Origin of the sequence: Streptomyces sp. NPDC007084, from assembly GCF_040703595.1 — a bacterium.
In the GTDB taxonomy this organism is placed as follows: domain Bacteria; phylum Actinomycetota; class Actinomycetes; order Streptomycetales; family Streptomycetaceae; genus Streptomyces.
Genome location: NZ_JBEYFY010000011.1, coordinates 1 through 23937 on the forward strand (window position 1 = coordinate 1; position 23937 = coordinate 23937).

10 protein-coding genes are annotated in these 23937 nt (G+C 73.1%); all 10 read right to left on the bottom strand.

All coding sequences use genetic code 11. The annotated features are described in order from the left end of the window. Positions 1 to 519: 519 nt before the first annotated feature. The 10 genes from AB0912_RS12380 to AB0912_RS12425 all read right to left on the bottom strand — a co-directional run bounded on the left by AB0912_RS12380 (position 520) and on the right by AB0912_RS12425 (position 23209). Complete coding sequence (locus AB0912_RS12380) at positions 520 to 1530, bottom strand: TauD/TfdA family dioxygenase (RefSeq protein ID WP_366698551.1); 1011 nt, start codon at positions 1528 to 1530, stop codon at positions 520 to 522. Further along, positions 1527 to 2345, bottom strand: a complete 819-nt coding sequence (locus AB0912_RS12385; protein ID WP_366698553.1) for an alpha/beta fold hydrolase — start codon at positions 2343 to 2345, stop codon at positions 1527 to 1529. The genes AB0912_RS12380 and AB0912_RS12385 overlap by 4 nt, the downstream gene beginning before the upstream one ends. 2 nt (positions 2346 to 2347) lie before the next feature. After that, on the bottom strand, positions 2348 to 2566 hold the full coding sequence (locus tag AB0912_RS12390) for an MbtH family protein (RefSeq protein ID WP_366698555.1): 219 nt from the start codon (positions 2564 to 2566) through the stop codon (positions 2348 to 2350). Between the two features lie 156 nt (positions 2567 to 2722). Further along, on the bottom strand, positions 2723 to 4006 hold the full coding sequence (locus AB0912_RS12395) for a glutamate synthase-related protein (RefSeq protein WP_366698557.1): 1284 nt from the start codon (positions 4004 to 4006) through the stop codon (positions 2723 to 2725). 105 nt (positions 4007 to 4111) lie between these two features. Next, a complete protein-coding gene (locus tag AB0912_RS12400; protein ID WP_366698559.1) occupies positions 4112 to 5416 on the bottom strand; it encodes a methylaspartate mutase in 1305 nt (434 codons plus the stop codon). Then, positions 5416 to 5883: a cobalamin-dependent protein gene (locus AB0912_RS12405; protein ID WP_366698561.1), complete on the bottom strand. Its 468-nt coding sequence runs from the start codon at positions 5881 to 5883 to the stop codon at positions 5416 to 5418. The genes AB0912_RS12400 and AB0912_RS12405 overlap by 1 nt, the downstream gene beginning before the upstream one ends. Before the next feature lie 21 nt (positions 5884 to 5904). Further along, the gene (locus AB0912_RS12410) at positions 5905 to 6654 is read right to left on the bottom strand and encodes an SDR family oxidoreductase (protein ID WP_366698563.1); all 750 of its coding nucleotides are present in this window, start codon (positions 6652 to 6654) and stop codon (positions 5905 to 5907) included. A 72-nt stretch (positions 6655 to 6726) separates the two neighbouring features. Continuing rightward, positions 6727 to 7746: a guanitoxin biosynthesis L-enduracididine beta-hydroxylase GntD gene (gene gntD, locus AB0912_RS12415; RefSeq protein WP_366698565.1), complete on the bottom strand. Its 1020-nt coding sequence runs from the start codon at positions 7744 to 7746 to the stop codon at positions 6727 to 6729. Between the two features lie 21 nt (positions 7747 to 7767). Beyond that, positions 7768 to 21984: an amino acid adenylation domain-containing protein gene (locus AB0912_RS12420; RefSeq protein WP_366698567.1), complete on the bottom strand. Its 14217-nt coding sequence runs from the start codon at positions 21982 to 21984 to the stop codon at positions 7768 to 7770. 208 nt (positions 21985 to 22192) lie between these two features. Continuing rightward, the gene (locus AB0912_RS12425; protein ID WP_366698569.1) at positions 22193 to 23209 is read right to left on the bottom strand and encodes an asparagine synthetase A; all 1017 of its coding nucleotides are present in this window, start codon (positions 23207 to 23209) and stop codon (positions 22193 to 22195) included. Positions 23210 to 23937 lie beyond the last annotated feature (728 nt).

A 23937-nucleotide genomic window follows, 5' to 3' on the forward strand; every position in this document is an offset into this window, starting at 1 on the left:
TCTCGTTGTAGCTGCCCCAGGTCTTGCCCTTGGCGATCAGCTCGGAGGCGAGGTTGCCGGCGAGGCGTGCCGGGCTCCGCGGCGCCGGCCTGCCGCGTACGGAAGACCTGCTCGGGTGACGCCGCGACGGCGACGACGACGGCGACGGCGACGGCGACGGCGACGGCGACGGCGACGGCGACGGCGACGGCGACGACGGCACAGGGTGCGTGCCGGGCGGTGCGAGGTGCACGCGGTGCGGGCCGGGCGGCGCGGGGTGCGGGCCAGGCGCGACGGTGCGTGCGGGCGGTGCGGGTGCGGGCGGTGCGGGGTGCGGGGCCGGTCGGCGCTGGGCGGGTGCCCTGTGCCGCGTACCGCCGCCTGATCCGGACGGCTGGGCCTGGACGGCGGGTCCCGGGCTGCTGGGCCTGGGCTGCTGGGCCTGGACGGCAGGTCCCGGGCTGCTGGACCTGGACAGCAGGTCCTGGGCTGCTGGACCTGGACAGCAGGTCCCGGGCTGCTGGGCCTGGACGGCGGTACCTAGGCGCGGCCGGCCAGGGCGGGCGGGGCGACGGGCAGGGTGGGCGCGCAGTCGGCGAGGGCGACCGGTTCGCCCATCCCGACGACGATCTTCCGGTCGCCGCGGAAGGGGTCACGACCGTGCGCGGTCAGGACGTTGTCGACCAGGAGCAGGTCGCCGGGCCGCCAGGCACGCCGTACGGTGGCGCGTTCGTAGACCGCGTCCAGTACGGCCACCTCCTCGGGGGTCAGCGGGGTGCCGTCGCCGAGGGCGGTGCCGAACGGCAGTCCGTCGCGCCCGAATTCGCCGACCAGGACGTCCCTGATATCGGGGTCGAGCGCCCACTCGCTCCAGAACGCGACGTGGTTGAACCAGACCTCCTCACCGGTCTCCGGGTGGTGGACGGTCGCCGAGCGGACCTGCCGGGTGCGCAGGGTGTCGTCGTCGCCCCAGGTGACGTCGATGGCGTTGGCGGCGCAGTAACGCTCCACGTCGGCGCGGGAGTCGGTGGCGAACGCGGTCCTCCAGTCGAGCGAGATGTGCTCGGCGTAGTTGCGCACCAGGGACCAGCCGTGCCGGCGGAAGCGGTCGACGAGGTCGGCGGGCAGCTCGGCGAGGACCCGGCGGACGTCGGCGACCGGGGTCGCGCCGCCTTCGGCGGGGGCGGTCAGGCAGCCGAACAGCAGCAGGCCCGGGAAGGTGAGCGTGTAGCTGTTCTCGTTGTGCATCCGGATGGCCTGCGCGGGCGGCAGGTCGGTGGAGGAGAACACGTCGTCGCCGAAGTCGCTGCGCGGGGTGGCCTTCTCCTGGTACTTGGCGCGCTCGGCGAACAGGGCGTCCCGCACCAGCGCGAAGTCGGCGGCGGTGCGCACCGGGAGGCCGCGCAGGTACAGCGAGCCGTGCCGGGTCAGGACACGGCGCAGCGCGTCCCGGTAGGTGTCGATCCAGTCGGCGGCGGCGGTCGCGTCCGGCAGGCCGTCCACGACGGCAGTGACCGGGGCTCCGGGTTCCTCTAGCCAGTGGGGTGTCATCGCGGGCTCTCCTCCGGGTCGGCGGCGGACGGGTCGGCGGCGGCGGACAGGCCGGCGTCGGCGAAGTGTCCGGGGAGGGCTTCCCACACCGACGGGGTGTAGAAGTGGCCGCCGGGCAGGGCGTCCACGCGCAGTCCGCCGATGGCGCAGCGCGCCCACTGCTCGGCGACGGCCGGTTCGATGACCGCGTCGTCCTCGCCGTAGAGCACCTGCACGGGGACGGCGGTGGTGACGCCGGGCCGGGGCCGGTAGGAGTCGCGGACCGTGATGTCGGCGCGCATCAGCTCGATCGCCATCTCCCGCAGGTCGGGGTCGTCGAGCGCGTACTCGGGCAGCAGCCCGATGGTGCGCATCCACTCCACGAGCCGGCCCTGGGTGTCCTCGAGGCGCGGGAAGCGGTCGCGTTCGGTGACGCCCCGGTCGGGCGCGTTGCAGGCCGAGACGATCAGCAGCTCGGGCAGCCTGGCGCCGCGCTCGGCGAGCCGGACGGTGACGTCGAAGGCCATCCAGCCGCCCATGCTGTGGCCGAACAGGCGGTAGGGGCGGTCCGGCGCGGCGGCGGCGGCGCGGATCACGGCGTCGGTGGCGTCCTCGGCGAGGGTGTCCCAGTCCGGGGCGAACTCCTCGGCGAAGCGGCCCTCGCGGCCCGGGTAGCAGACGAGGGCCAGGTCGGTGTCCTCGCCGAGCGAGGGCAGCCACGGCCGGTAGGAGCCGGTGCCGCCGCCGCAGAAGCCGAGGCAGACGAGGGAGCGGGTGGCGTCCGGCCGGGGTACGGGCCGGACCACCGTGGTGTCCTGGAGCAACTGGCCGGTCATCGTCAGCCGGCCGTCCGGTCCATGGCCCGGGCGAGGCTCGCCGGGCGGATGTCGGTCCAGTTGGTCTCGATGTACTCCAGGCACGCGGCCCGGCTGTCGACACCGTGGACGGTGCGCCAGCCGGCCGGTACGGCGATCTGGGCGGGCCACAGCGAGTGCTGCTCCTCGTCGTTGGCGAGGACCAGGTACTGTCCGTTCTCGTTCTCGAAGGGGTTCGGCATCGTGCTGTCCCGTCTGTCGTGGGTCGGACGGCTGGTCGGTGCGGGGTACCGGGCGCGGCGGCCCGGACTTGCGTCGATCGTAGGAACGTCCCGGCCGCCGAAGAGGCAGTTGACCAGGCAGGTGGCGGGAAGTTTCCGCCTCCGGCGCGCGGCCGGTCAGGACACCGGGGCGGTGGCGGGCAGCGGCCGGGGCGCCGGGTAGGGGGTGTCCGGGTGCCACAGGTCGTCCTGGTCCAGGTCGCGGGGGCGGTACTTGCCCAACGCGCTGACGATCAGCCGCAGTTCGAGGGCGAGGGCGGCCACCAGGTGTTCGAGTCCCGCCTCGGGGTCCTCGTCCACGGCGAGCAGCGCGGCCCGGCCGAGGCCCACCGCGCGCGCCCCGGCGGCCAGCGCCTTGGCGGCGCGGGCGCCTTCCCACATCCGGCCGCTGACGAGCAGGCACTCCTCGGGTCCCGGCCGCACCCGGCGCAGGCACTCCGCGAGCGGCAGGCCCACGTCCGCGAGGAAGGCGAGCGGGGCCCAGCCGGTGCCGCCCTCGGCGCCGTCGACGGTGACCGAGTCGGCGCCGGCCGCCCAGGCGGTGGCCGCCGCCTCCCGTACGTCGCGGGCGGGGGGCAGCTTCACCCAGATCCTCGCCCGGGGGAAGTTGTTGCGCATCAGCCGGACCTGGTGGGCGAGGATCTCCTCGGTGAAGGTGCCGGGGCTGCCGCTGCGCAGCACGCGGGAGGTGCCGTCGCCGAGCACGGGCTCGACGGCGTACTGCTCCTGGAGCCGCTCGGCGTCGGCGGCGTCCACGACGGTCATCCCGCCGAGTCCCGGTTTGGCGCCCTGGCCCACCTTCAGCTCGAAGGCGAGCCGACCGGCCTCCAGCAGCGGCCGTACGGAGGTGTCGCTGTAGACGAGGTTCCAGATCTCGGCGTCGGCGTCCTCGGTCGACTGCTGGACGGCCACCCCGCCGGCGCCGCCGTCCAGGGCGTCCTGGTAGGCGGCGATCCGGCCGAGCAGGGTGCGGCCCTCGCGTTCGCCGAGCCGCCCGGTGCCGTTGACGGGGCCGATGTTCTCGCCGACGACGAGCGGGATGCCGAGCCGGGCCGCCTGCCGGGCGGCGGCCACGCCCAGGTCGCGGCTCGCGACCTGGGTGGAGCCGAACGCGGAGACGTACAGCGGCAGTCGGGCCGGGAAGCCGCCGATGTCGGTGGCGGTGTCCACGTCCCGGTAGAGGGGTTCGCGGGCCAGCTCGATCAGTTTCTCCAGCCGGCGCGGCACGAAGGCGGGCGGCACCAGCCGGGTCCGGTCCAAGGCGTCGTGCCCGCTCGGCCCGTCGGCGCCGAACAGTTCGTGGCCATAGGCGGAGGCGGGCGGGAAGACGCGGGCCGCGCCCTGCCGGGCCCTGGCCCGTATCTCGTCCTCCGGGAAGCCGGAGGCGTGCAGTGCGCTCATGTCGTATCGCTCCCTCGTGGGGGTGGGCTGCTGGGGTGCGCCGGCCGTACGGGCGGGCCGGCGTGGTGCGCGGGTGCGCGGGCCGGCGTCATGAGCGGGCCGGCGTCATGAGCGGGCCGGGGCGGGCTCGCGGTCCGGGCCGGTGACGGCCAGTTCGCCGAGGTCCAGGCGGGTCTCGACGTAGTGCAGCGCGTCGAGGAGGCCGCTGCTGGTGAGGGCGGCGGCCGGGCGGGCGTCGACCACATGCCCGATCGGCATGGCGCCGACGGAACTCCAGCCCAGCCGGCCCCGCTCGTCGATGAAGGCGGCGCTGCGGCCCGCGTTGTCGGGGTGCAGGCAGTACGGCACGTCGAGCCAGCCCCGGCCGAACGCGGTGAGCAGGCCGCGGCCGAGGTCGGGGCCGAGACAGAGCACCGCCTCGACCAGGGCGCGGGCCTCGGCGTACACCTGGCTGCCGCGGCCGTCGTCGTCGGGCGCGCCCGGTCCCCCGGGGCGGAGGGCGCGGGCGGTGTCCGCCGAGGTCTCCAGGGCGGCGATGTTCTCGGCGACGGTGGGGATGCGGCGCGCCTCGACCGTGGTCTTCACGATGAGCCGCTGCGCGCCGGCCCGCACCGCGAGCCGTACCGCCCGGTCCTGGAGGGCGCGGGCGCCGGACGGGGTGCGCGGATAGACGCCCATGTAGGTGTAGACGACGACGTGCCAGTCCACGGCGGGCAGCAGGTCGGCGGCGAGCGCCCGCAGCGCGCGTACCGCCTCCTCGTCCTGGTGCGGGTCGGTCTGCTGGGCGTAGCTCAGGGAGATGCTGCGCAGTCCGTGCCGGACGAAGAACATGCCTTCCAGCAGGGACAGCGCGACGAGCAGTCCGGGCGGGCACAACTGGCCCATCATGCAGCCGCCGAAGGTCTCCAAATGCGGTTCGAGACCGGGCCCGCGGGCCTCGGCGAGCAGTTCGCACGCCCGGGTCCAGTTGTCCACGGCCTCGGCGAGCGGGGTGCGGCTGTAGGGCAGGCAGTAGGAGACGGGTCCGCCCTCGGTGGCGTGCAGTCCGGCCGCGAGCAGGCCGCGGACGATGTTCTGCGGGGCGGCGGACCCGTGCCGTACCTGGACGGGGAAGGCGGGGCCGTCGATCCCGTCGAGCATGCGGCGGGTGGCGGCCGGGCCGTGGGTGAGCAGCGGGTAGCCGTTGAGGTCGGTGCCCTCGGCGACGGCGCGGCGGGCGGCGGTGAGGTCACCGACCCGGGTGTAGCTGTCGAGGGTGAGGGTGCCGACCGCGGTGGCGTCCGCGTCGCGGGTGGCGAGCAGGCCCCGGCGCATCCGCTCCGGTGAGCCGAAGCCCATGCGGGGCTGGACGACGAGTTCGCGCGCGCCGCGGACGAACGCGCCGAACCCTGGGGTGTTCGGGGCGTCCATCAGCGGCACACCCCGGCGGTGAGGGTGTCGAGGTAGCGGCGGAAGGGCGCGGTCCCGGCGCTCTCCTCGAACACCTCGGTGAACCCGGCGGCGCGCAGCCGGGGCAGCCCGGCGCGGGTGGTCTCCTCCCCGGTGCCGAGTTTCCCGCCGATCACCACGGGGAGCCGGGCGAGCCGGGGTTCGGCGCGCAGGCGGGTGATCAGCCGCTGTCCGTCGGCGGCGCCGTGGCCGTTGACGCTGCTGACCACGACGAGGTCGGGGCACTGGGCCAGCGCCTCGGTGACGACGAGGTCGTCGGGGACGCAGGCCCCGAGGTTGGTGACCCGGTGTCCCCATTCGGTGAGCAGGAGTTCGAGGTAGATCAGGTTCCAGGTGTGCGCGTCGGACGAGGTGCCGGTCACCACGATGTCGAGCCCGGTGGCCGGGGCGCCCCGGACGGGGCCCTCGGCGGGGGCGGTGGTCTGCATGCGGAGCGCTCCCCCGTCCGGTCAGTGTCCGGCCCGTACGGCGGTGCCGTACGCGGACGTGGTGGCGCCGGCGGTCTCCCCGCCGTCGATCACGAGTTCCTGGCCGGTGAGGAAGCCGGCCTCCGCCGAGGCCAGGTAGAAGAAGGCGGCGGCGATCTCGGCGGGGTCGGCGTGCCGGCCGGCGGGGATGCGCGCGTTGGTGTCGGCGAGCATCTCCTCGGTGTACTCGGCGAGTTGCATGGGGGTGAGGACTCCGCCGGGGCTGACGCAGGCGGTGCGCACCACCGGGCTCAGCTCCAGCGCGAAGGTCTGGGTGAGGGCGATGATGCCGGCCTTGGTGGCGTTGTAGTCGGCGTAGTGGGGGTATCCCCTGCGGCCGTTGACGGAGGCCGTGGCGAGCAGTACGCCGTGTCCCTGGCCGGTCATGACGCGGGCGGCCGCCTGCCAGACGCCGAGGACGCCGAGGAGGTTGACGTCGGTGATGCGGCGGGCGTCCTTCTCCTGGATGTCGAGGACGCCGTGCCGGACGCTGATGCCGGCGTTGGCGATGACCACGTCGAGGCGTCCGGTGTCGCGGTGGACGTCGGCGAGGGCCTCGCGGACGGCGTCCCAGTCGGCGGTGTCGGCGCGTATCCAGCGGCCGGCCGGGTGGCCGTCCGTCTCGGGCGCCTTGATGTCCAGGTTGACCACGTGGTCACCCGCCTCGGTGAAGCGCAGGGCGGTGGCGCGGCCGATGCCGCTGGACGCGCCGGTGATGACGACGGTGCGCATGTCTGACTCCTTGATGGCACGTGCGGGTCGGAAAGAGGCGGGGGGCGGCGGGGGCGCCGGGGGCGGGCGCGGTCAGAACAGCACCCGGCCGCGCGTCGTCTGGGTCACCGGGGCCGCCTTGCGCAGATCGCGGCTGACGATCATCCGCTTCAGCCAGCGGTCGCGGCCGTCGTAGCGCACCGGGTAGGGCTTGCGGCCGTGCACCGCCAGGTAGTTGTCGACGATCAGCAGGCTGCCCTGTTCCACGACGACCGTGTGCTGCACCCGCTCCAGCTCGGCCATCAGGGTGTGCACGGCCCGTTCGGCGGCCGGCTCGTCGGAGGCGCAGCGCATGAAGGGCAGGTCGATCCGCAGATAGGGCCGGTCGGGGTTGCCGAACAGGACGGGCACCGCGTCCGGGGAGTGCAGCATCTGCTCCATGCGGGCGAGCGCGGGATGGTCGGGGTGGCGCAGCCGCAACTGCCGGATGTGCTCGTCGTCCGGGAAGATGTGGAACAGCGGGCGCATCAGCAGGGCCAGGTCCTCGCGGCTGAGCTTCACGTCGCGGACGGAGGCGAGGATGGTCGGCACCCGGTCGTGGTTGCGGATCCCGAACAGCAACAGATAGTCGCAGCGGCCGGGGTGGAAGCCGTCCTCGGTGTGGAACTCCAGCAGGGTGGCGCTGCCGTGGCCGCTCTGGCGCTCCTCGTCGCCGCGGATCGGCAGGATGTTCTGGATCATGCGGCCGAGTTGCAGGGTGGACCAGGTGAAGGGGTCGCCGAGCGCGGTGGCGCACATGGCGAGGAACAGCTCCTGTTCCAGGGTGGCCGCGGGGTCCGTGAGCTGGTCCCAGTGGCCGGGGGTCGGTCCGACGGCCCGGTCGTCGACGGGGAAGCCGTGGATGAGCAGCCCGGCGGCCGGTTCGGTGCGCCGGAAGTTCTCCAGGAACGTCTTCAGCCGCGGCGGCAGTCCGGCGTCGGCGAACCGGTTGTCGTCGTAGCGGGCGGGGTCGGCCGGGTCGGACAGGGAGGCGGCCAGCCGGCCCGCCTCCTCGCGTATCCGGTCCACCTCGGCGTCGGACAACTCGTATTGCAGAACGGTCTCTTCGATCATGGATCGGCTCTTTCCTCGGTGTCAGTCCCGGTGCGGGGTGCGGACCAGGAGGGCGGCGATCTCGGCGAGGTGCCGCGGACGGGTCATGTCCAGGTGGGCACAGGCGATGTCGTGGCCGTGGATGCGGCCGGTGACGTGGGGCCGCCAGTCGGCCGCGACGGGGGCGGCGGCATCGCGCTGCTCGGTGGCCGTGAAGTGGAGCAGATCGCCGTCGAACACGCCCGGCTCGGCCTCCTCGGCCAGGGCGACGGTGTGGGCGGCGGCGGCCGCCAGCGAGGCCACGAACGGCTCGTCGAACGCCGTGTCGAGACCGGCGTCGGCGGTGCCCTCCCGGCGGAGGAACCCGGCGATGTCGTCGGGGTCGAACCGGGTGTCCAGGGCGGCGGCGCGCAGCGGATAGGAGTCCATCAGGGCGAGCAGGGCGACCTCCTCGCCCTCGGCGCGCAGCCGGCAGGCCAGGGCGTGCGCGATGTTCCCGCCGAGGGACCAGCCGAGCAGGTGGTACGGACCCTTCGGCCGCACCTCGCGGATGCGGGCCAGGTAGTCGTCGACCAGGTCCTCCCAGCGGGCGGGCAGGGCCCGTTCGTCGGCGCCGGGCCGGCGGGTCTGGAGGCCGTAGACCGGCCGGTCGTCCAGGGCGGCGGCCAGTCCCGCGTAGCACCAGGCGAGCCCGGTGACGGGGTGGACGCAGAACAGGGGTGCCTCGCTGCCGGAGGTGCTCAGCGGCAGCAGCAGGTCGGAACCGGTGGTGTCCCGGCCGTCGGCGCGGGCGGCGAGGGCGGCCACGGTGGGGGTGCGGAAGAACCCGGGCAGGGTCAGGTCGCCGAGGACGTCGGGCAGCAGCGCGCGGATGCGGGCGACCACCCGGGCGGCCAGGAAGGAGTGTCCGCCGAGGTCGAAGAAGCTGTCGTCCACGCCGGTGCCGCGCACATCGAGGACGTCTTCGAACAGGGCGGCCAGGGACCGTTCCAGCTCGCTCTCGGGCGCCCGTCCCAGGCCGCCGTACTCGGGGGCGGGCAGGGCGCGCCGGTCGAGCTTGCCGTTGGCGGTGACGGGCAGCGCGTCGAGGACGACGAACGCGGCGGGCACCATGTACTCGGGCAGGGTGCCGGCGAGGAAGGCGCGCAGGTCAGCCGGGTCGGGGGCGCTGCCGGGCACGGGCACGGCGTAGGCCACCAGGCGCCGGTCGCCGGGCCGGTCCTCGCGGAGCACGACGGCGCCGTGCGCGATGTCCGGGTGCCGGCCGAGGGCGGCCTCGATCTCGCCGGGCTCGATGCGGAAGCCGCGCACCTTCACCTGGTCGTCGGCGCGCCCGCAGAACTCCAGGCTGCCGTCGGCGCGCCAGCGCGCCAGGTCGCCCGAGCGGTACATGCGCTCGCCGTCCGCGAACGGGCAGGCCACGAACCGTTCCGCGGTCGTCCCGGGCCGCCCGCCGTAGCCGCGGGCGAGGCCGCGTCCGGCGATGTACAGCTCGCCGGTGACGCCGGCCGGCACGGGCCGCAGCGCCTCGTCGAGGACGTACACCCGGGCGCCTTCCAGGGGCCGGCCCACGATGGGGGTGGAGGTGCCGCGCAGGGGGGTGGTCAGTGTCTCGACGGTGCACTCGGTGGGGCCGTAGAAGTTGTGGGCGGTCACGTCCGGCTCGGCGAGCAGCCTGCGCCACAGGGGTTCGGGGATGGCCTCGCCGCCGAAGGTCAGGGTGCGGGGGGTGAGTTCGGGGGTGCCGAGCAGCCCGTGCTCCAGCATCTCCAGGCCGTACGTCGGTGTGGTGTCGAGGAAGTCGACGCCGTGCCGGCCGACGTAGCCGACCATGGCGGCCGGGTCGCGCCGGGTGGCGTCGTCGAGGAGGTGCAGCTCGTGCCCGGCGAACAGGGCGAGCAGTCCCATCCAGGAGGCGTCGAAGGTGAGCGGCGCGGTGACGGCGACCCGGGCGGCAGGCCGGCCGGTGGCCCGGGTGTGCGCGGCGAACAGGGTCGTCTCGTGGCTGCGCAGCAGGTTGACGAGGGCCCGGTGTTCCACGACGACGCCCTTGGGGCGCCCGGTGGAGCCGGAGGTGTACAGGACGTAGGCGGGGTGCGCGGGGTGCGGCGCGGGCACCCGCGGGTCGTGCCCGGGGCCCGTCGGCTCGCGGTCTGCGCGCAGTACGGGCACGGTGTCGGGGGCGAGGGCCTGGGCGAGGCCTGCGGTGCTGATCAGCAGGCGGGCGCCGGCGTCTTCCAGGACGTGGGCGACGCGTTCGGCGGGGTGCCCGGTGTCCAGTGGCAGATACACGGCCCCCGCCTTGAGGACGGCGAGCAGCGCCACGACCGAGGCGATGGACCGGTCGAGCAGGACGGCGACCCGGTCCTCGGGTCCGGCGCCGCGCCCGATCAGTTCGTGGGCGAGCCGGTTGGCGCGGGTGTTGAGTTCGCCGAACGTCAGCGTCCGCTCGTTGAGGACGAGCGCCACGGCGTCGGGCCGGGCCGCGGCCTGCTCCTCGAAGTACCGGTGTACGGGCCGGTCGGCGGGCGGGGTCGTCGGCTCCTGGCCGCTCCAGGCACCGAGGACGAGGTCCCGTTCCTCGGGCGACAGCACCTCGGCCTGTCCGACGGGGGTGTCCGGGTCGGCGACGAACGCGGTCAGCAGCCGCACCAGCCGGTCGGTCAGGGTCCGCGCCGTGTCGTGGTCGAAGAGTTCGGTGGCGTACTCGACCGTCCAGCGCAGTCCCGCCGGGTCGCCGTCGGCGGTGTGGGCCTCTTCGACGCCGAACAGCAGGTCGAACTCGGCGACATGGACGTCGACGGGGTGCTCGGAGGCCGTGGTGCCGGCCAGTTCCAGTCCGCCGCCCGACCCGTTCTTCAGGAGCAGCATGGTCTGGAAGAGGGGGTGCCGTGCGGTGGACCGGGCCGGGTTGACCGCCTCGACCACCCGCTCGAACGGCAGATCCTGGTGCCCGTACGCCTCCAGGTCGGCGGCCCGCACCCGGGTCAGCAGCTCGCGGAACGTCGGGTCACCCGACACATCCGTACGCAGCACCAGCGTGTTGACGAAGAAGCCCACCAGGTCGTCCAGGCCGTCGTCGGTGCGACCGGCGACCGCCGTTCCCAGCGGAATGTCCGTCCCCGCGCCGAGCCGGCTCAGCAGGGTCGCGACCGCGGCCTGCAAGACCATGAACAGGGTCGTCCCGCTCTCCCGCGCCAACCGCAGCAGTCCGGCATGGAGTTCGGCGGGTACGCCTGCCGTGACGGCTCCGGCGGAGTGGCTCGGCACGGGTGGCCGGGGCCGGTCGGTCGGCAGGGTGAGTTCATCGGGCAGCCCGGCCAACTCCTTTTTCCAATAAGCGAGTTGGCGGCTGGCGAGGCTGTCGGGGTCGTTCTCGTCGCCGAGCAGGTCGCGCTGCCACAGGGTGTAGTCGGCGTACTGGAGCGGCAGGGGAGCCCAGTCGGGAGCGCGGCCGGCCGCGCGTGCCGCGTAGGCGGTGCTCAGGTCGCGGGTGAGCGGGGCCATGGACCAGCCGTCACCGGCGATGTGGTGCAGCACCAGCATCAGGACGTGGTCGTCGGCGCCGAGGGTGAACAGGGTTGCGCGCAGCGGGAGTTCGGCCGCCAGGTCGAAGGCGTACCGGGCGGCGCGCCGGAGGTGTCCGGCCAGTTCCACCGGCGGGCACACGGAGGCGGACAGTGGGACGCGGGCGCCGGTGGTGACGAGCTGGCGGGGCTGCCCGTCGACGGCCGGGAAGAGGGTGCGCAACGACTCGTGCCGCAACACCACGTCGTCCAGGGCCGCTTGGAGCGCGTCCCGGTCCACCTGGCCGCGCAGCCGCACCGCCAGCGGAATGTTGTACGTCGACCCGCCCTCCTCCCACTCCCGCAGGAACCACAACCGCTGCTGCGCGTACGACAACGGCATCGGCTCCGGCCGCACCGCCACCGCCGCCGGCCTCGGCCGGGAGGTGTTCTCGGCGCGCAGGTGTGCGGCGAGCTGCGCGACCGTCGGGTTGCCGAAGAGGGCCCGGATGCCGACCTCGACGCCCAGCACGGTGCGGATGCGGCTGATCAGCCGGGTGGCGAGGAGCGAGTAGCCGCCGAGGGCGAAGAAGTTGTCGTCGACGCCGACGTGCGGGGCGCCGAGCGTCTCGGCGAAGAGGGCGCACAGGACTTCCTCTTCGGGGGTGCGCGGGCGGTGGGCGGGGGCGGGCTCGTCCGGGCCGACGGGACCGGCGGCGCCGGGACCGGCGGGGCCCGGCCGCTGGGGTGTCCCGATGTCGAGCCGCCCGTCGGTGAGCCAGCGGCCCTGCCTTCCGGTGCGGTACATCACGGTGCCGGTTCCGCCGTGCGGGTCCGCGACGAACCTGTCCCCGGCGGGGGCGGAGGGGCCGGGCACGGTGAGGTAGAGGTCGCCGCTGACTCCGGCCGGCACCGGCCGCAGCTGGTCGTCCAGGAGGTAGGCCGCCGGCCGGTCGGGGGCGGGCACACCGGCCAGTTCGTGCCACACCTCGGCCGGGACGGTGGCGCTCCACTCGTCCAGGACGCGGTGCAGTTCGTCGGCGGTGAGCAGTTCGGCCTGGCTGACGGGGGTGTCCGGGGCGGCGGTGAGCGCCTCCAGGAGCCGCAGGAAGCGCCGGGCCAGGTCGTCCACGGTGGCCCGCTCGAACAGGTCGGTGGCGTACTCGAACTCGGCCTTGAGTCCGGCCTGCCGCCCCGCCTCGTCGAAGGTCTCCTCCACTCCGATGCTCAGGTCGAACTTGGCGGCGCGGTGGTGCAGGGGCTCGGCGGAGGTGCCGAGCCCGGCGAAGTCGTAGGTTCCGTCGCCGGTGTTCTGGAGGACGAGCATGGTCTGGAAGAGGGGGTGCCGTGCGGTGGACCGGGCCGGGTTGACCGCCTCGACCACGCGCTCGAACGGCAGATCCTGGTGCCCGTACGCCTCCAGGTCCGCGGTCCGCACCCGGGTCAGCAGCTCGCGGAAGGTCGGGTCACCCGACACATCGGTGCGCAGCACAAGGGTGTTGACGAAGAAGCCGACCAGGTCGTCCAGACCGTCGTCGGTGCGACCGGCGACGGCCGTGCCGAGGGGGATGTCGGTGCCCGCGCCGAGCCGGCTCAGCAGGGTCGCGACCGCCGCCTGCAACACCATGAACAGGGTGGTCCCGGTCTCGCGGGCCAGGCCGCCGATGCGGGCCTGGAGTTCGGCGGGCACGAAGAGGTCCACCGCCTCGGCCCGGTGACTGGGCGTGGCGGGCCGGGGCCGGTCGGCAGGCAGGGCCAGCTCGTCGGGGAGCCCGGTCAAGGCCTCCTGCCAGTAGGCGAGTTGGCGGGCGGCGAGGCTGTCGGGGTCGTTCTCGTCGCCGAGCAGGTCCCGCTGCCACAGGGTGTAGTCGGCGTACTGGACCGGCAGCGGAGCCCAGTCGGGGGTACGGCCGGTCACCCGCGCCGCGTAGGCGGCGCTCAGGTCGCGGGCCAGGGGCGCCATCGACCAGCCGTCACCGGCGATGTGGTGCAGTACCAGCACGAGCACGTGCTCCTGTTCACCGATCTCGAACAGGGCCGCGCGCAGCGGGAGTTCGGACTCCAGGTCGAAGTCGTGGGCCGCCTCCCCGGCCAGCCGGGAGGGCAGTTCCGCCTCGGTCACGGTGCTCGCGGCGAGCGGGACGCGGGCGCCGGTGGTGACGAGCTGGCGGGGCTGCCCGTCGACGGCCGGGAAGAGGGTGCGCAACGACTCGTGCCGCAACACCACGTCGTCCAGGGCCACTTGGAGCGCGTCCCGGTCCACCTGGCCGCGCAGCCGCACCGCCAGCGGAATGTTGTACGTCGACCCGCCCTCCTCCCACTCCCGCAGGAACCACAACCGCTGCTGCGCGTACGACAACGGCATCGGCTCCGGCCGCACCGCCACCGCCGCCGGCCTCGGCCGGGAGGTCCCCTGTCCGAGACGTGCCGTCAGCGCGGCGGGCGTGGGGGCCGCGAACAGGTCTCCGATGCCCAGTTCGGCGCCGAGGGTGCTGCGGATACGGCTGATCAGACGGGTGGCGGTCAGGGAGTGGCCGCCGATGGTGAAGAAGTTCTCGTCGGCGCCGACGCGGGAGATGCCGAGCACCGCGGCGAAGAGTCCGCAGAGGACTTCCTCCTCCGGGGTGCGCGGTGCGCGCCCCTCGGCGTCGCCGCCGACGAGGGGTTCGGGCAGGGCCTTGCGGTCGAGCTTGCCGTTGGGGGTCAGCGGCAGCGCGTCGAGGACGACGAAGGCGGCGGGGACCATGTACTCGGGCAGGGTGCCGCCGACGAACCGGCGCACTTCCTCGGTGTCGAGGCGGCTGCCGTCGGTGGGGACGACGTAGGCGACGAGGCGTTTGTCACCGGGCCGGTCCTCCCGTACCACCACCGCGCTCTGCACGATCCGCTCGTGCCGGGTCAGGACCGCCTCGATCTCCCGCGGCTCGATCCGGAACCCCCGCACCTTCACCTGCTCGTCCGCACGCCGCAGGAACTCCAGAGCACCATCCGCGCGCCAACGCCCCACATCCCCGGTGCGATACATACGCGCGCCCGGACCACCGAACGGGCACGGAACAAACCGCTCCCCCGTCAGCCCGGCACGCCCCACATAGCCATGCGCCAGACCCGAACCCGCCACATACAACTCACCCGGCACCCCGACCGGAACCGGCCGCAACCGCCCGTCCAGAACGAAGACCTGCTTACCGGCCAACGGCACACCGATCGGCACCGACCCCGCACCCTCAACCACCCCGCCCACAAGGTGACTGGTGGTGAAGCCCATCGACTCCACCGGACCATAACCATTGAGGACCCGAAGCCCGGGGTGACGCTCACGCACCCGCGCCACATGCGACACCGACGCGGCCTCACCCGCCGTCATCACCGTCCGCAACCCCGCGAACAGCCCCGGATAATCGTCCACCAGCACGTTGAACAAGCTCGCCGACAACTGCAACACCGTCACACCAGAGCCGGCCACCAACGCCGCGATCTCATCCAGGTCAGTGCGCGAACCCACCGGCAGAACCGTCCGCCCGCCGTGGAACAGCGCCGAGAACACCTCCAGCGCGAACGCGTCCCACGACACCGGCGACGACTGCAAATACACGTCATCCGCACGGAACTCCAGATAATCCGGCCCCACGAACGTCGACACCAAAGCCCGATGCGGAGACACCACACCCTTCGGCCGACCCGTCGAACCCGACGTGAACATCACACACGCCGCATCCCCCGCACCACACACCACGTCCAGATCCTCGGCGGAGTGGCGTGCCACGGCGTGCGCCTCGGTGTCGAGCAGGACGAACCGCGGTCCGGGGTGCAGCCGTTCGGCGAGCCGGCTGTCGGACACCACGACCTCGGCGCCGGCGTCGGTGACGACGGTGGCCAGCCGCTCGACCGGGAAGGCCGGGTCCAGCAGCGTGTACGCCGCCCCCGCCTTCAACACCGCCAACAGCGACACGATCAGCTCGGGCCCACGCTCCAGATGAACCCCGACCACATCACCCGCCACCACACCCACATCCAGCAGATGCCGGGCCAACCGGTTCGCCCGACCGTTCACCTCCCCATACGTCAGCTCCACCCCGCCCTGAACCAACGCCACCGCATCCGGCACCAACCGCACCCGCGCCTCGAACACCCCGGGCACCGAACGACCAGACCCCGAACCGTCGTCCACCCCACCGGACCCGACACCACTCCACTCCCCCACGACCCGCCGCTCCTCGCCTTCACCGAGCAGCCCGATGGCGGCCACGGGGAGGTCGGGGTCGGCGACCGCGGCCTCCAGGAGGACGAGCAGGCGCTCGGTCATGGTGGTCACGGTGGTCTCGTCGTAGAGGTCGGTCGCGTACTCCACGTCCCAGCGCAGCCCACCCGGCCGCCCGTCCGCCCCGGCCTCCTCCTCCACGAAGAACGTCAGGTCGAACTTGGCCACCCGGTGTTCCAGGGGCAGCCGTTCGCTGTGGACTCCCGGGACGGCCGGCGTGGCGGCGGCGTTGTTCTGGAGGACGAGCATGGTCTGGAAGAGGGGATGCCGTGCGGTGGACCGGGCGGGGTTGACCGCCTCGACCACCCGCTCGAAGGGGAGGTCCTGGTGGGCGTAAGCCTCCAGGTCGGCGGCCCGCACCCGGGTCAGCAGCTCCCGGAACGTCGGGTCACCCGACACATCCGTACGCAGCACCAGCGTGTTGACGAAGAAGCCCACCAGGTCGTCCAGGCCGTCGTCGGTGCGGCCGGCGACCGCCGTTCCCAGCGGAATGTCCGTCCCCGCGCCGAGCCGGCTCAGCAGCGCGGCCACCGCCGCCTGCAACACCATGAACAGCGTCGTCCCGCTCTCCCGCGCCAACCGCACCAGACCCGCGTGCAGTTCGGCGTCCGAACGCGCCCGCACCAACGCACCCCGGTGCGACGCCACCGCCGGACGCGCCCGGTCCACCGGCAGCTCCAGCTCCTCCGGCATGCCGGACAGGGCGTCCGTCCAGTGGCGGAGCTGGCGCAGGGCGAGGCTGTCCTCGTCGCGTTCGTCGCCGAGCAACTCCCGCTGCCACAGGGCGTAGTCGGCGTACTGCACCGGGAGCGGCGCCCAGTCGGGCGCCCTTCCGGCCACGCGTGCCGCGTAGGCGATGCCCAGGTCGCGGGTGAGCGGGCCCATGGACCAGCCGTCACCGGCGATGTGGTGCAGCACCAGCAGCAGTACGTGGTCGTCCTCGGCGATCCTGAACAGGGTCGCGCGGATGGGCAGTTCGACGGCCAGGTCGAAGACGTGCTCGCCGGCCCGCCGTGCCGCCTCGGCCACCTCGTCCACGTCGCAGGGCCGGACCTCGAACGGCACGTCGGGGTCGGGGACGATGTACTGGTGGGGTTCGCCGTCGGGGTTGGGGAGGATGGTGCGCAGGGCTTCGTGGCGTACGGCGACGTCGTTGAGGGCCGCGCGCAGTGCCTCGTGGCTCAGGGAACCGCGCAGCCGTACGGCGAGCGGCACGTTGTAGGTGACTCCGCTCTCGTCCCACTCCCGCAGGAACCACAGCCGCTGCTGGGCGTACGACAGCGGAATCCGTTCGGGGCGTCGCTCGACGGGCCTCAGCGCGGGGCGGGTGCGTACGTCGTCGGTGCGCAGTCCCGCGGCCAGGCCGGCCGGGGTCGGGGTGGCGAAGAGGGTACGGACGCCGACCTCCGCGCCGAGGGTGCTGCGGATGCGGCTGATCAGGCGGGTGACGAGGAGCGAGTGCCCGCCCAGGCGGAAGAAGCTGTCGTCGATGGTGACGTGTTCGACCCCGAGTATCTCGGCGAAGAGTCCGCAGAGGACTTCCTCCTCCGGGGTGCGCGGTGCGCGTCCCTCGGCGTCGCCGCCGATCAGGGGCGCGGGGAGGGCCTTGCGGTCGAGCTTGCCGTTGGGGGTCAGCGGGAGCGCGTCGAGGACGACGAAGGCGGCGGGGACCATGTACTCGGGGAGGCGTGCGGCGGTGAAGTCCCGTAGTGCGGCGGGGTCCACGGTCGCGGAGTCCGGGCCGGGGACGGCGTAGGCGACGAGGCGTTTGTCACCGGGCCGGTCCTCCCGTACCACCACCGCGCTCTGCACGATCCGCTCGTACCGGGTCAGGACCGCCTCGATCTCCCGCGGCTCGATCCGGAACCCGCGCACCTTCACCTGCTCGTCCGCACGCCGCAGGAACTCCAGAGCACCGTCCGCGCGCCAGCGCCCCACATCCCCGGTGCGGTACATACGCGCGCCCGGACCACCGAACGGGCACGGAACAAACCGCTCCCCCGTCAGCCCGGCACGCCCCACATAGCCATGCGCCAGACCCGAGCCCGCCACATACAACTCACCCGGCACCCCGACCGGAACCGGCCGCAACCGCTCGTCCAGAACGAAGACCTGCTTACCGGCCAACGGCACACCGATCGGCACCGACCCCGCACCCTCAACCACCCCGCCCACGAGGTGACTGGTGGTGAAGCCCATCGACTCCACCGGACCATAACCATTGAGGACCCGAAGCCCGGGGTGACGCTCACGCACCCGCGCCACATGCGACACCGACGCGGCCTCACCCGCCGTCATCACCGTCCGCAACCCCGCGAACAGCCCCGGATAATCGTCCACCAGCACGTTGAACAAGCTCGCCGACAACTGCAACACCGTCACACCGGAGCCGGCCACCAGCGCCGCGATCTCATCCAGGTCAGTGCGCGAACCCACCGGCAGAACCGTCCGCCCGCCGTGGAACAGCGCGGAGAAAACCTCCAGCGCGAACGCGTCCCACGACACCGGCGACGACTGCAAATACACGTCGTCAGAACGGAACTCCAGATAATCCGGGCCCACGAACGTCGACACCAAAGCCCGATGCGGAGCAACGACGCCCTTCGGCCGGCCCGTCGAACCCGACGTGAACATCACACACGCCGCATCCCCCGCACCACACACCACCGCGGGGTTGGAGTCGTCCCGCGCCGCGATCAGTTCGGCGTCACGGTCGAGCAGGACACGGCGCGGCCCGGAGGCGGGCAGTGGGCGGGCGAGATCGTCGCGGGTGACGAGAACACGGACGCCGGCGTCGGTGACGACGGTGGCCAGCCGCTCGACCGGGAAGGCCGGGTCCAGCAGCGTGTACGCCGCCCCCGCCTTCAACACCGCCAACAGCGACACGATCAGCTCGGGCCCACGCTCCAGATGAACCCCGACCACATCACCCGCCACCACACCCACATCCAGCAGATGCCGGGCCAACCGGTTCGCCCGACCGTTCACCTCCCCATACGTCAGCTCCACCCCACCCTGAACCAACGCCACCGCACCCGGCACCAACCGCACCCGCGCCTCGAACACCTCGGGCACCGAACGACCAGACCCCGAACCGTCATCCACCCCACCGGATCCGACACCACTCCACCGCTCCAGGGCCCGTCGCTCCTCCGTGCCGAGCAGCGGTACCGAGGTGAGGGGTATGTCGGCGTCGGTGACGACGGCCTCCATGAGCAGGGTGAGCCGGTCGACCATGGCCGCGACCGTGGTCTCGTCGTAGAGGTCGGTCGCGTACTCCACGTCCCAGCGCAGCCCACCCGGCCGCCCGTCCGCCCCGGCCTCCTCCTCCACGAAGAACGTGAGATCGAACTTGGCCGCCGGGTGGTCCAGGGGCTGCGTTGCGGCCCGGGCGCCGGCGAACTCGTAGACCCCGTCGATGTTGTTCTGGAGGACGAGCATGGTCTGGAAGAGGGGATGCCGTGCGGTGGACCGGGCGGGGTTGACCGCCTCGACCACCCGCTCGAAGGGGAGATCCTGGTGGGCGTAAGCCTCCAGGTCGGCGGCCCGCACCCGGGTCAGCAGCTCCCGGAACGTCGGGTCACCCGACACATCCGTACGCAGCACCAGCGTGTTGACGAAGAAGCCCACCAGGTCGTCCAGGCCGTCGTCCGTGCGACCGGCGACCGCCGTTCCCAGCGGAATGTCCGTCCCCGCGCCGAGCCGGCTCAGCAGCGCGGCCACCGCCGCCTGCAACACCATGAACAGCGTCGTCCCGCTCTCCCGCGCCAACCGCACCAGACCCGCGTGCAGTTCGGCGTCCGAACGCGCCCGCACCAACGCACCCCGGTGCGACGCCACCGCCGGACGCGCCCGGTCCACCGGCAGCTCCAGCTCCTCGGGGAGGTCGGCCAAAGCCTCTTGCCAGTAGCCGAGTTGGCGGGCGGCGAGACTTCCGGGGTCGCGTTCGTCGCCGAGCAGGTCACGCTGCCACAGGGTGTAGTCGGCGTACTGGATCGGCAGCGGCGCCCAGTCGGGGGTGCGGCCGGCCACACGCGCCGAGTAGGCCGTACTCAGGTCGCGGGCGAGCGGGGCCATCGACCAGCCGTCGCCGGCGATGTGGTGCAGGGTGAGGGCGAGAACGTGGTCGTCGTCGGCCAGCTCGAACAGCTCGGCGCGCAGCGGGAGTTCGGTGGCGAGGTCGAAGACGTGACCGGCGGCGCCGGTGAGCAGCGCGGGCAGCCGGTCCTCGCTCGCGGGGGTGACGCCCAGGGTGAGGCCGGGGGCCTTGAGGATGTGCTGACGCGGCTCGCCGTCGACGGCGGGGAACAGGGTGCGCAGGGCCTCGTGACGCAGGGCCACGTCGTTGAGGGCCGTTTCGAGGGCGGCGGCGTCGAGGGGCCCGCGCAGCCGTACGGCGAGCGGGATGTTGTATGTCGAGCCGCCGTCCTCCCACTCCCGCAGGAACCACAGGCGCAGTTGGGCGAAGGACAGCGGCACCGGGTCGGGCCGCCGGCCGGCGGCCTTCAGTTCGGGCCGGCGCGCGCCGCTCTCGCGCAGGGCGGCGGCGAGTTCGGCGACGGTGGGCGCGGCGAACAGCATGGGGAAGGTGACTTCGGCGCCGAGGGCGCTGCGGATACGGCTGATCAGCCGGGAACCGAGCAGGGAGTGGCCGCCGAGGCGGAAGAAGCTCTGGTCGACGCCGACGCGTTCGAGACCGAGGATCTGGGCGAAGAGCTGGCAGAGGACTTCCTCGTCGGGCGTGCGGGGCGCCCGTAGGTCCTCGGTGTGCGCGGCGGGGGCGGGCAGGGCCTTGCGGTCGACCTTGCCGTTGGAGTTGAGCGGGAGCGAGTCGAGCACCACGAACGCGGTGGGCACCATGTACGGGGGCAGTTCCTCGGCCGCGCGCTCGGCGAGCTGGTCGGGGTCCGGGGTGCCGGACTCGTCCGGGACGACGTAGGCGACCAGGCGCTTGTCGCCGGGCCGGTCCTCGCGGACGACGACGATGCGCTGTCCGACGCCCGGGAGTCGGCCCAACACGGCCTCGATCTCGCCGAGTTCGATACGGAAGCCGCGGATCTTCACCTGGGCGTCGGCGCGGCCCACGAACTCGATCACGCCGTCGGGCAGCAGACGTACCAGGTCGCCCGTGCGGTACATGCGCTCGCCGGGACGGTCCGGGCAGGCCACGAAGCGTTCGGCCGTCAGGGCGGGCCGGGCGGTGTAGCCGCGGGCGACTCCCGCGCCGGCGAGGTACAGCTCGCCCGTCGCACCCTCGGGCACCTGGCGCAGGGAGTCGTCGAGGACGTATGCGGCCATGCCGTCCATGGCCCGCCCGATCGGCACGGTCGCGCCGACGCGGTGGGGCGGGCGCAGCCCGAGGCAGGTGGCGAACGTGGTGGTCTCGGTGGGCCCGTAGACATGGACGAACTCGGTGTCCGGGCAGCGGTCGAGGACGCGTTGGATGGCCTCCGGCGAGCAGGCCTCGCCGCCGCTCCACACCTGCCGCACCAGGCCGAAGACCTCGGGGTCCTCCTCGGCGACCAGGTTGAACAGGGCGGTGGTCAGGAACAGGCTGGTGACGCCGTGCTGTTCGGCGAGGCGGCGCAGGGTGCGCGGGTCGAGCTGGCCGGGCGGGGCGAGGACGGCCTCGTGGCCGGCGAGGAGCGGCACCCACAGTTCGTAGGTGGCCGCGTCGAAGGCGTGCGAGGAGTGGACGAGGACCCGGCGCTGCGCCTCGCCGTCCCAGCAGTGGTCGGCGGCGAGGGCGAGGATGTCCCGGTGGGTCACGGCTACGCCCTTGGGCGCGCCCGTGGAGCCGGAGGTGAACATGACGTAGGCGAGCCCGCTGGGGTCGATGACCGTGCCGGGGTCGGTGGCGGGGCAGCCGGCGAGGGCGGGGTCGTCGTCCACGGCGAGCGTGGTCACCAGGTCGTGGAAGAGGTCGCCCGGGTGGGTGGCGCGGTCGGTGAGCAGGACCGGGGCGCCGGTCTGCTCGATGACCGCGCGCATACGGGCGGCCGGGTAGGAGGGGTGCAGCGGCACATAGGCGGCGCCCGCCTTGAGGACCGCGAGCAGCGCCACCACCAGTTCGGCGGAGCGTTCCATCAGCACGGCGACGGGTGTCTCGGCGCGGTCGCCGACGCCGAGACCGGCCAGCCGGTGCGCCAACCGGTTGGCGGCACGGTCGAGTTCGCCGTACGTGAGCCGGACGCCGTCCCCGCGCAGGGCCACGGCGTCGGGGGCCCGCCGGACCTGCGCGGCGAACGCGGCCACTACGTGGCCGCCGTGATCCGGGCGCACCCCGGCGGGCGCGCCGGCCGAGTTGGCCCCGGTCGGGTCGGCGGAGTTGGCCCCGGTCCCACCGGTCGAGTTGGCCCCGGTCGGGAGGGAGTTGGCCCCAGTGGGGCCGGTCGGGCTGTTGTCGCCCAGCGCTCCGCTTCCCTGCCGGGCCTCGGCTCCGGTCGACGAGATGCCGCCGTCGGGCATGTCCGCGTCACGATGGGTCGGCATGGCTTTCCACTCCACCTTGTCTGGGGTAGACGTCTGGGGCTGACGGATCTCACGAACGGGAAGTGCGGGGACGGCCGGCGGGCCGCGGATCAGGCCACGGGGCGGCTCGCGGATCAGGTCGCGGACGTATCCGCGGACGTATTGGCGGACTATCCGCGGGCCTATCCGCGGACACGGCCGCGCGCCTGTCCGCGGACCCGGCCGCGGATCAGGCCGAGTAGATGCCCGGGAGTTTCGGGTAGGCACTGGCCTGCCACACCGATTCGACACCGGTGACATAGCGGGTGAGGCGTTCCAGGCCGATACCGAATCCGGCGCTGGCCGGAATACCGGCGCGGGCCATGTCGAGATACCAGCCGTACTTGGCGGGGTTCTCCCCGGTCTCCCGCATACGGGTCACGATCCGCTGGTATTCGTGCTCGCGTTCGCTGCCGCTGGCTATCTCGCCGTATCCCTCGGGCAGCAGCAGATCGAAATTGCGCAGCACGCCCGGGTTCTCCCGGCTCTCGCGGTCGTAGAAGCCGCGTGAGCCCTTCGGGTAGTCGGTGACGAAGAAGGGGCGGGTGGACTGGCGGGACAGCCGCGCCTCGTCGGACCAGGCGATCTCGGCGTGCGGGTCGCCGTCCACCCGGGCCACGGCGTCGGCGTGCGACATCACGTCGAAGGGGCCGGCCAGCACGTCCTGGAAGCTGCTCGTGTCCCGGCCGAGCCGGGCCAGCTCCTCCCCCATGGTGGCGGCCACCTCGCGGACCGCGGTGACCACGATGCCCTGGGCGACCCGCATGATGTCCTCGCGGTCGTGACCGGCGGCCTCGACGTCGATCTGGTGGAACTCGGCCAGGTGACGGCCGGTGTCCGCGGTCTCCGGGGGCTCCAGGCGGACGTTGGGCGCGATGCAGAAGATCTTGTCGAAGGCGTGCAGCGACGCCTGCTTGTAGAGGATCGCGCTGGTCATCAGCTTGTAGCGGCGGCCGTAGTAGTCGATGTCGACCTGCTTGGCGCCCCGCACCCCGGGGTCGGTGACGGGGCCGATGATCGGCGCGCGCAGTTCCACGAAACCGGCCTCGTCCAGATGAGCGCGTATCGCCATCAGCATGCGGTGCTGAACACGCAGGACGTCACGGGTGACCGGGTCGGAGAGATGTTCCTGCGGGGATTTCGGCGGACGCGTCCGGTGGGGTGCCGCCGCTTCCGTCAGGGCCGTTTCCGTCAGGGCCGTTGCCATGTGCGGTCTCGATTCTCTGAAAGGGCGGACCGGCCGGACCGATCGGATCCGGCGGCCGGCCACTCCGGCTGATTTCAGCGTGAGATTAATGCGGGGTTTTTCGGCCGGTCGGCAGTTGCGTACGGCAGATTCGCGGAACTTCACGCGCATCGAACGCTCGCGTCGTCCGACGGACCGGCGAACGCCCGTTTTCGCGTGGCGGATCGCCGAACGGGCGTCTCCGTCCGACGGATCGACCAACGGGCGTTTCCGTGCGCCGGATCGACCAACGGGATTTTCCGTGCGCCGGATTGGCGAACGGGCTTTTCCGGTGGGCGGGTTGGCGAACGGGCGTCTCTGTCCGACGGGTTGGCGACGGGCGGCTCCGTCCGACGGACTGGCCAACGGGCGTTCCGGGCGGGCGGGTTGGTGAACGACCGTCGTCGCTGGGCGGATCAGCGAACGACCCTTGCCGCGCGGCGGATCGGCCAACGGGCTCTGTCGTTCGGTGGATCGACGCCACGGACTCGGCCCGGGGCGGGCCGGACGCTCAACAGGGGTCGAGCCGGCGCTCCAGGAAGGCCACGCCCTCGTCCACGGCGAGGAGCCGCCAGGACTGCTTGGCCATGTCGTTGAGGGCGGTCTCCCAGGTGCCGTCACCGGCGTCGGGAGACAGCGAGGCGAGCAGGATGGTCGCGTACTCGAACCCGGTGTGCGAGCGAGGGGCGGCCCACTCGGGGGCGCCGGCG

Bases quoted from the DNA above. Each gene is read 5' to 3' on its own strand.
- AB0912_RS12390 (WP_366698555.1), bottom strand. From the start codon at position 2,566: ATGCCGAACCCCTTCGAGAACGAGAACGGACAGTACCTGGTCCTCGCC.
- AB0912_RS12380 (WP_366698551.1), bottom strand. From the start codon at position 1,530: ATGACACCCCACTGGCTAGAGGAACCCGGAGCCCCGGTCACTGCCGTC.
- AB0912_RS12400 (WP_366698559.1), bottom strand. From the start codon at position 5,416: ATGGACGCCCCGAACACCCCAGGGTTCGGCGCGTTCGTCCGCGGCGCG.
- AB0912_RS12385 (WP_366698553.1), bottom strand. From the start codon at position 2,345: ATGACCGGCCAGTTGCTCCAGGACACCACGGTGGTCCGGCCCGTACCC.
- AB0912_RS12410 (WP_366698563.1), bottom strand. From the start codon at position 6,654: ATGCGCACCGTCGTCATCACCGGCGCGTCCAGCGGCATCGGCCGCGCC.
- AB0912_RS12405 (WP_366698561.1), bottom strand. From the start codon at position 5,883: ATGCAGACCACCGCCCCCGCCGAGGGCCCCGTCCGGGGCGCCCCGGCC.
- AB0912_RS12420 (WP_366698567.1), bottom strand. From the start codon at position 21,984: ATGCCGACCCATCGTGACGCGGACATGCCCGACGGCGGCATCTCGTCG.
- AB0912_RS12395 (WP_366698557.1), bottom strand. From the start codon at position 4,006: ATGAGCGCACTGCACGCCTCCGGCTTCCCGGAGGACGAGATACGGGCC.
- gntD (WP_366698565.1), bottom strand. From the start codon at position 7,746: ATGATCGAAGAGACCGTTCTGCAATACGAGTTGTCCGACGCCGAGGTG.
- AB0912_RS12425 (WP_366698569.1), bottom strand. From the start codon at position 23,209: ATGGCAACGGCCCTGACGGAAACGGCCCTGACGGAAGCGGCGGCACCC.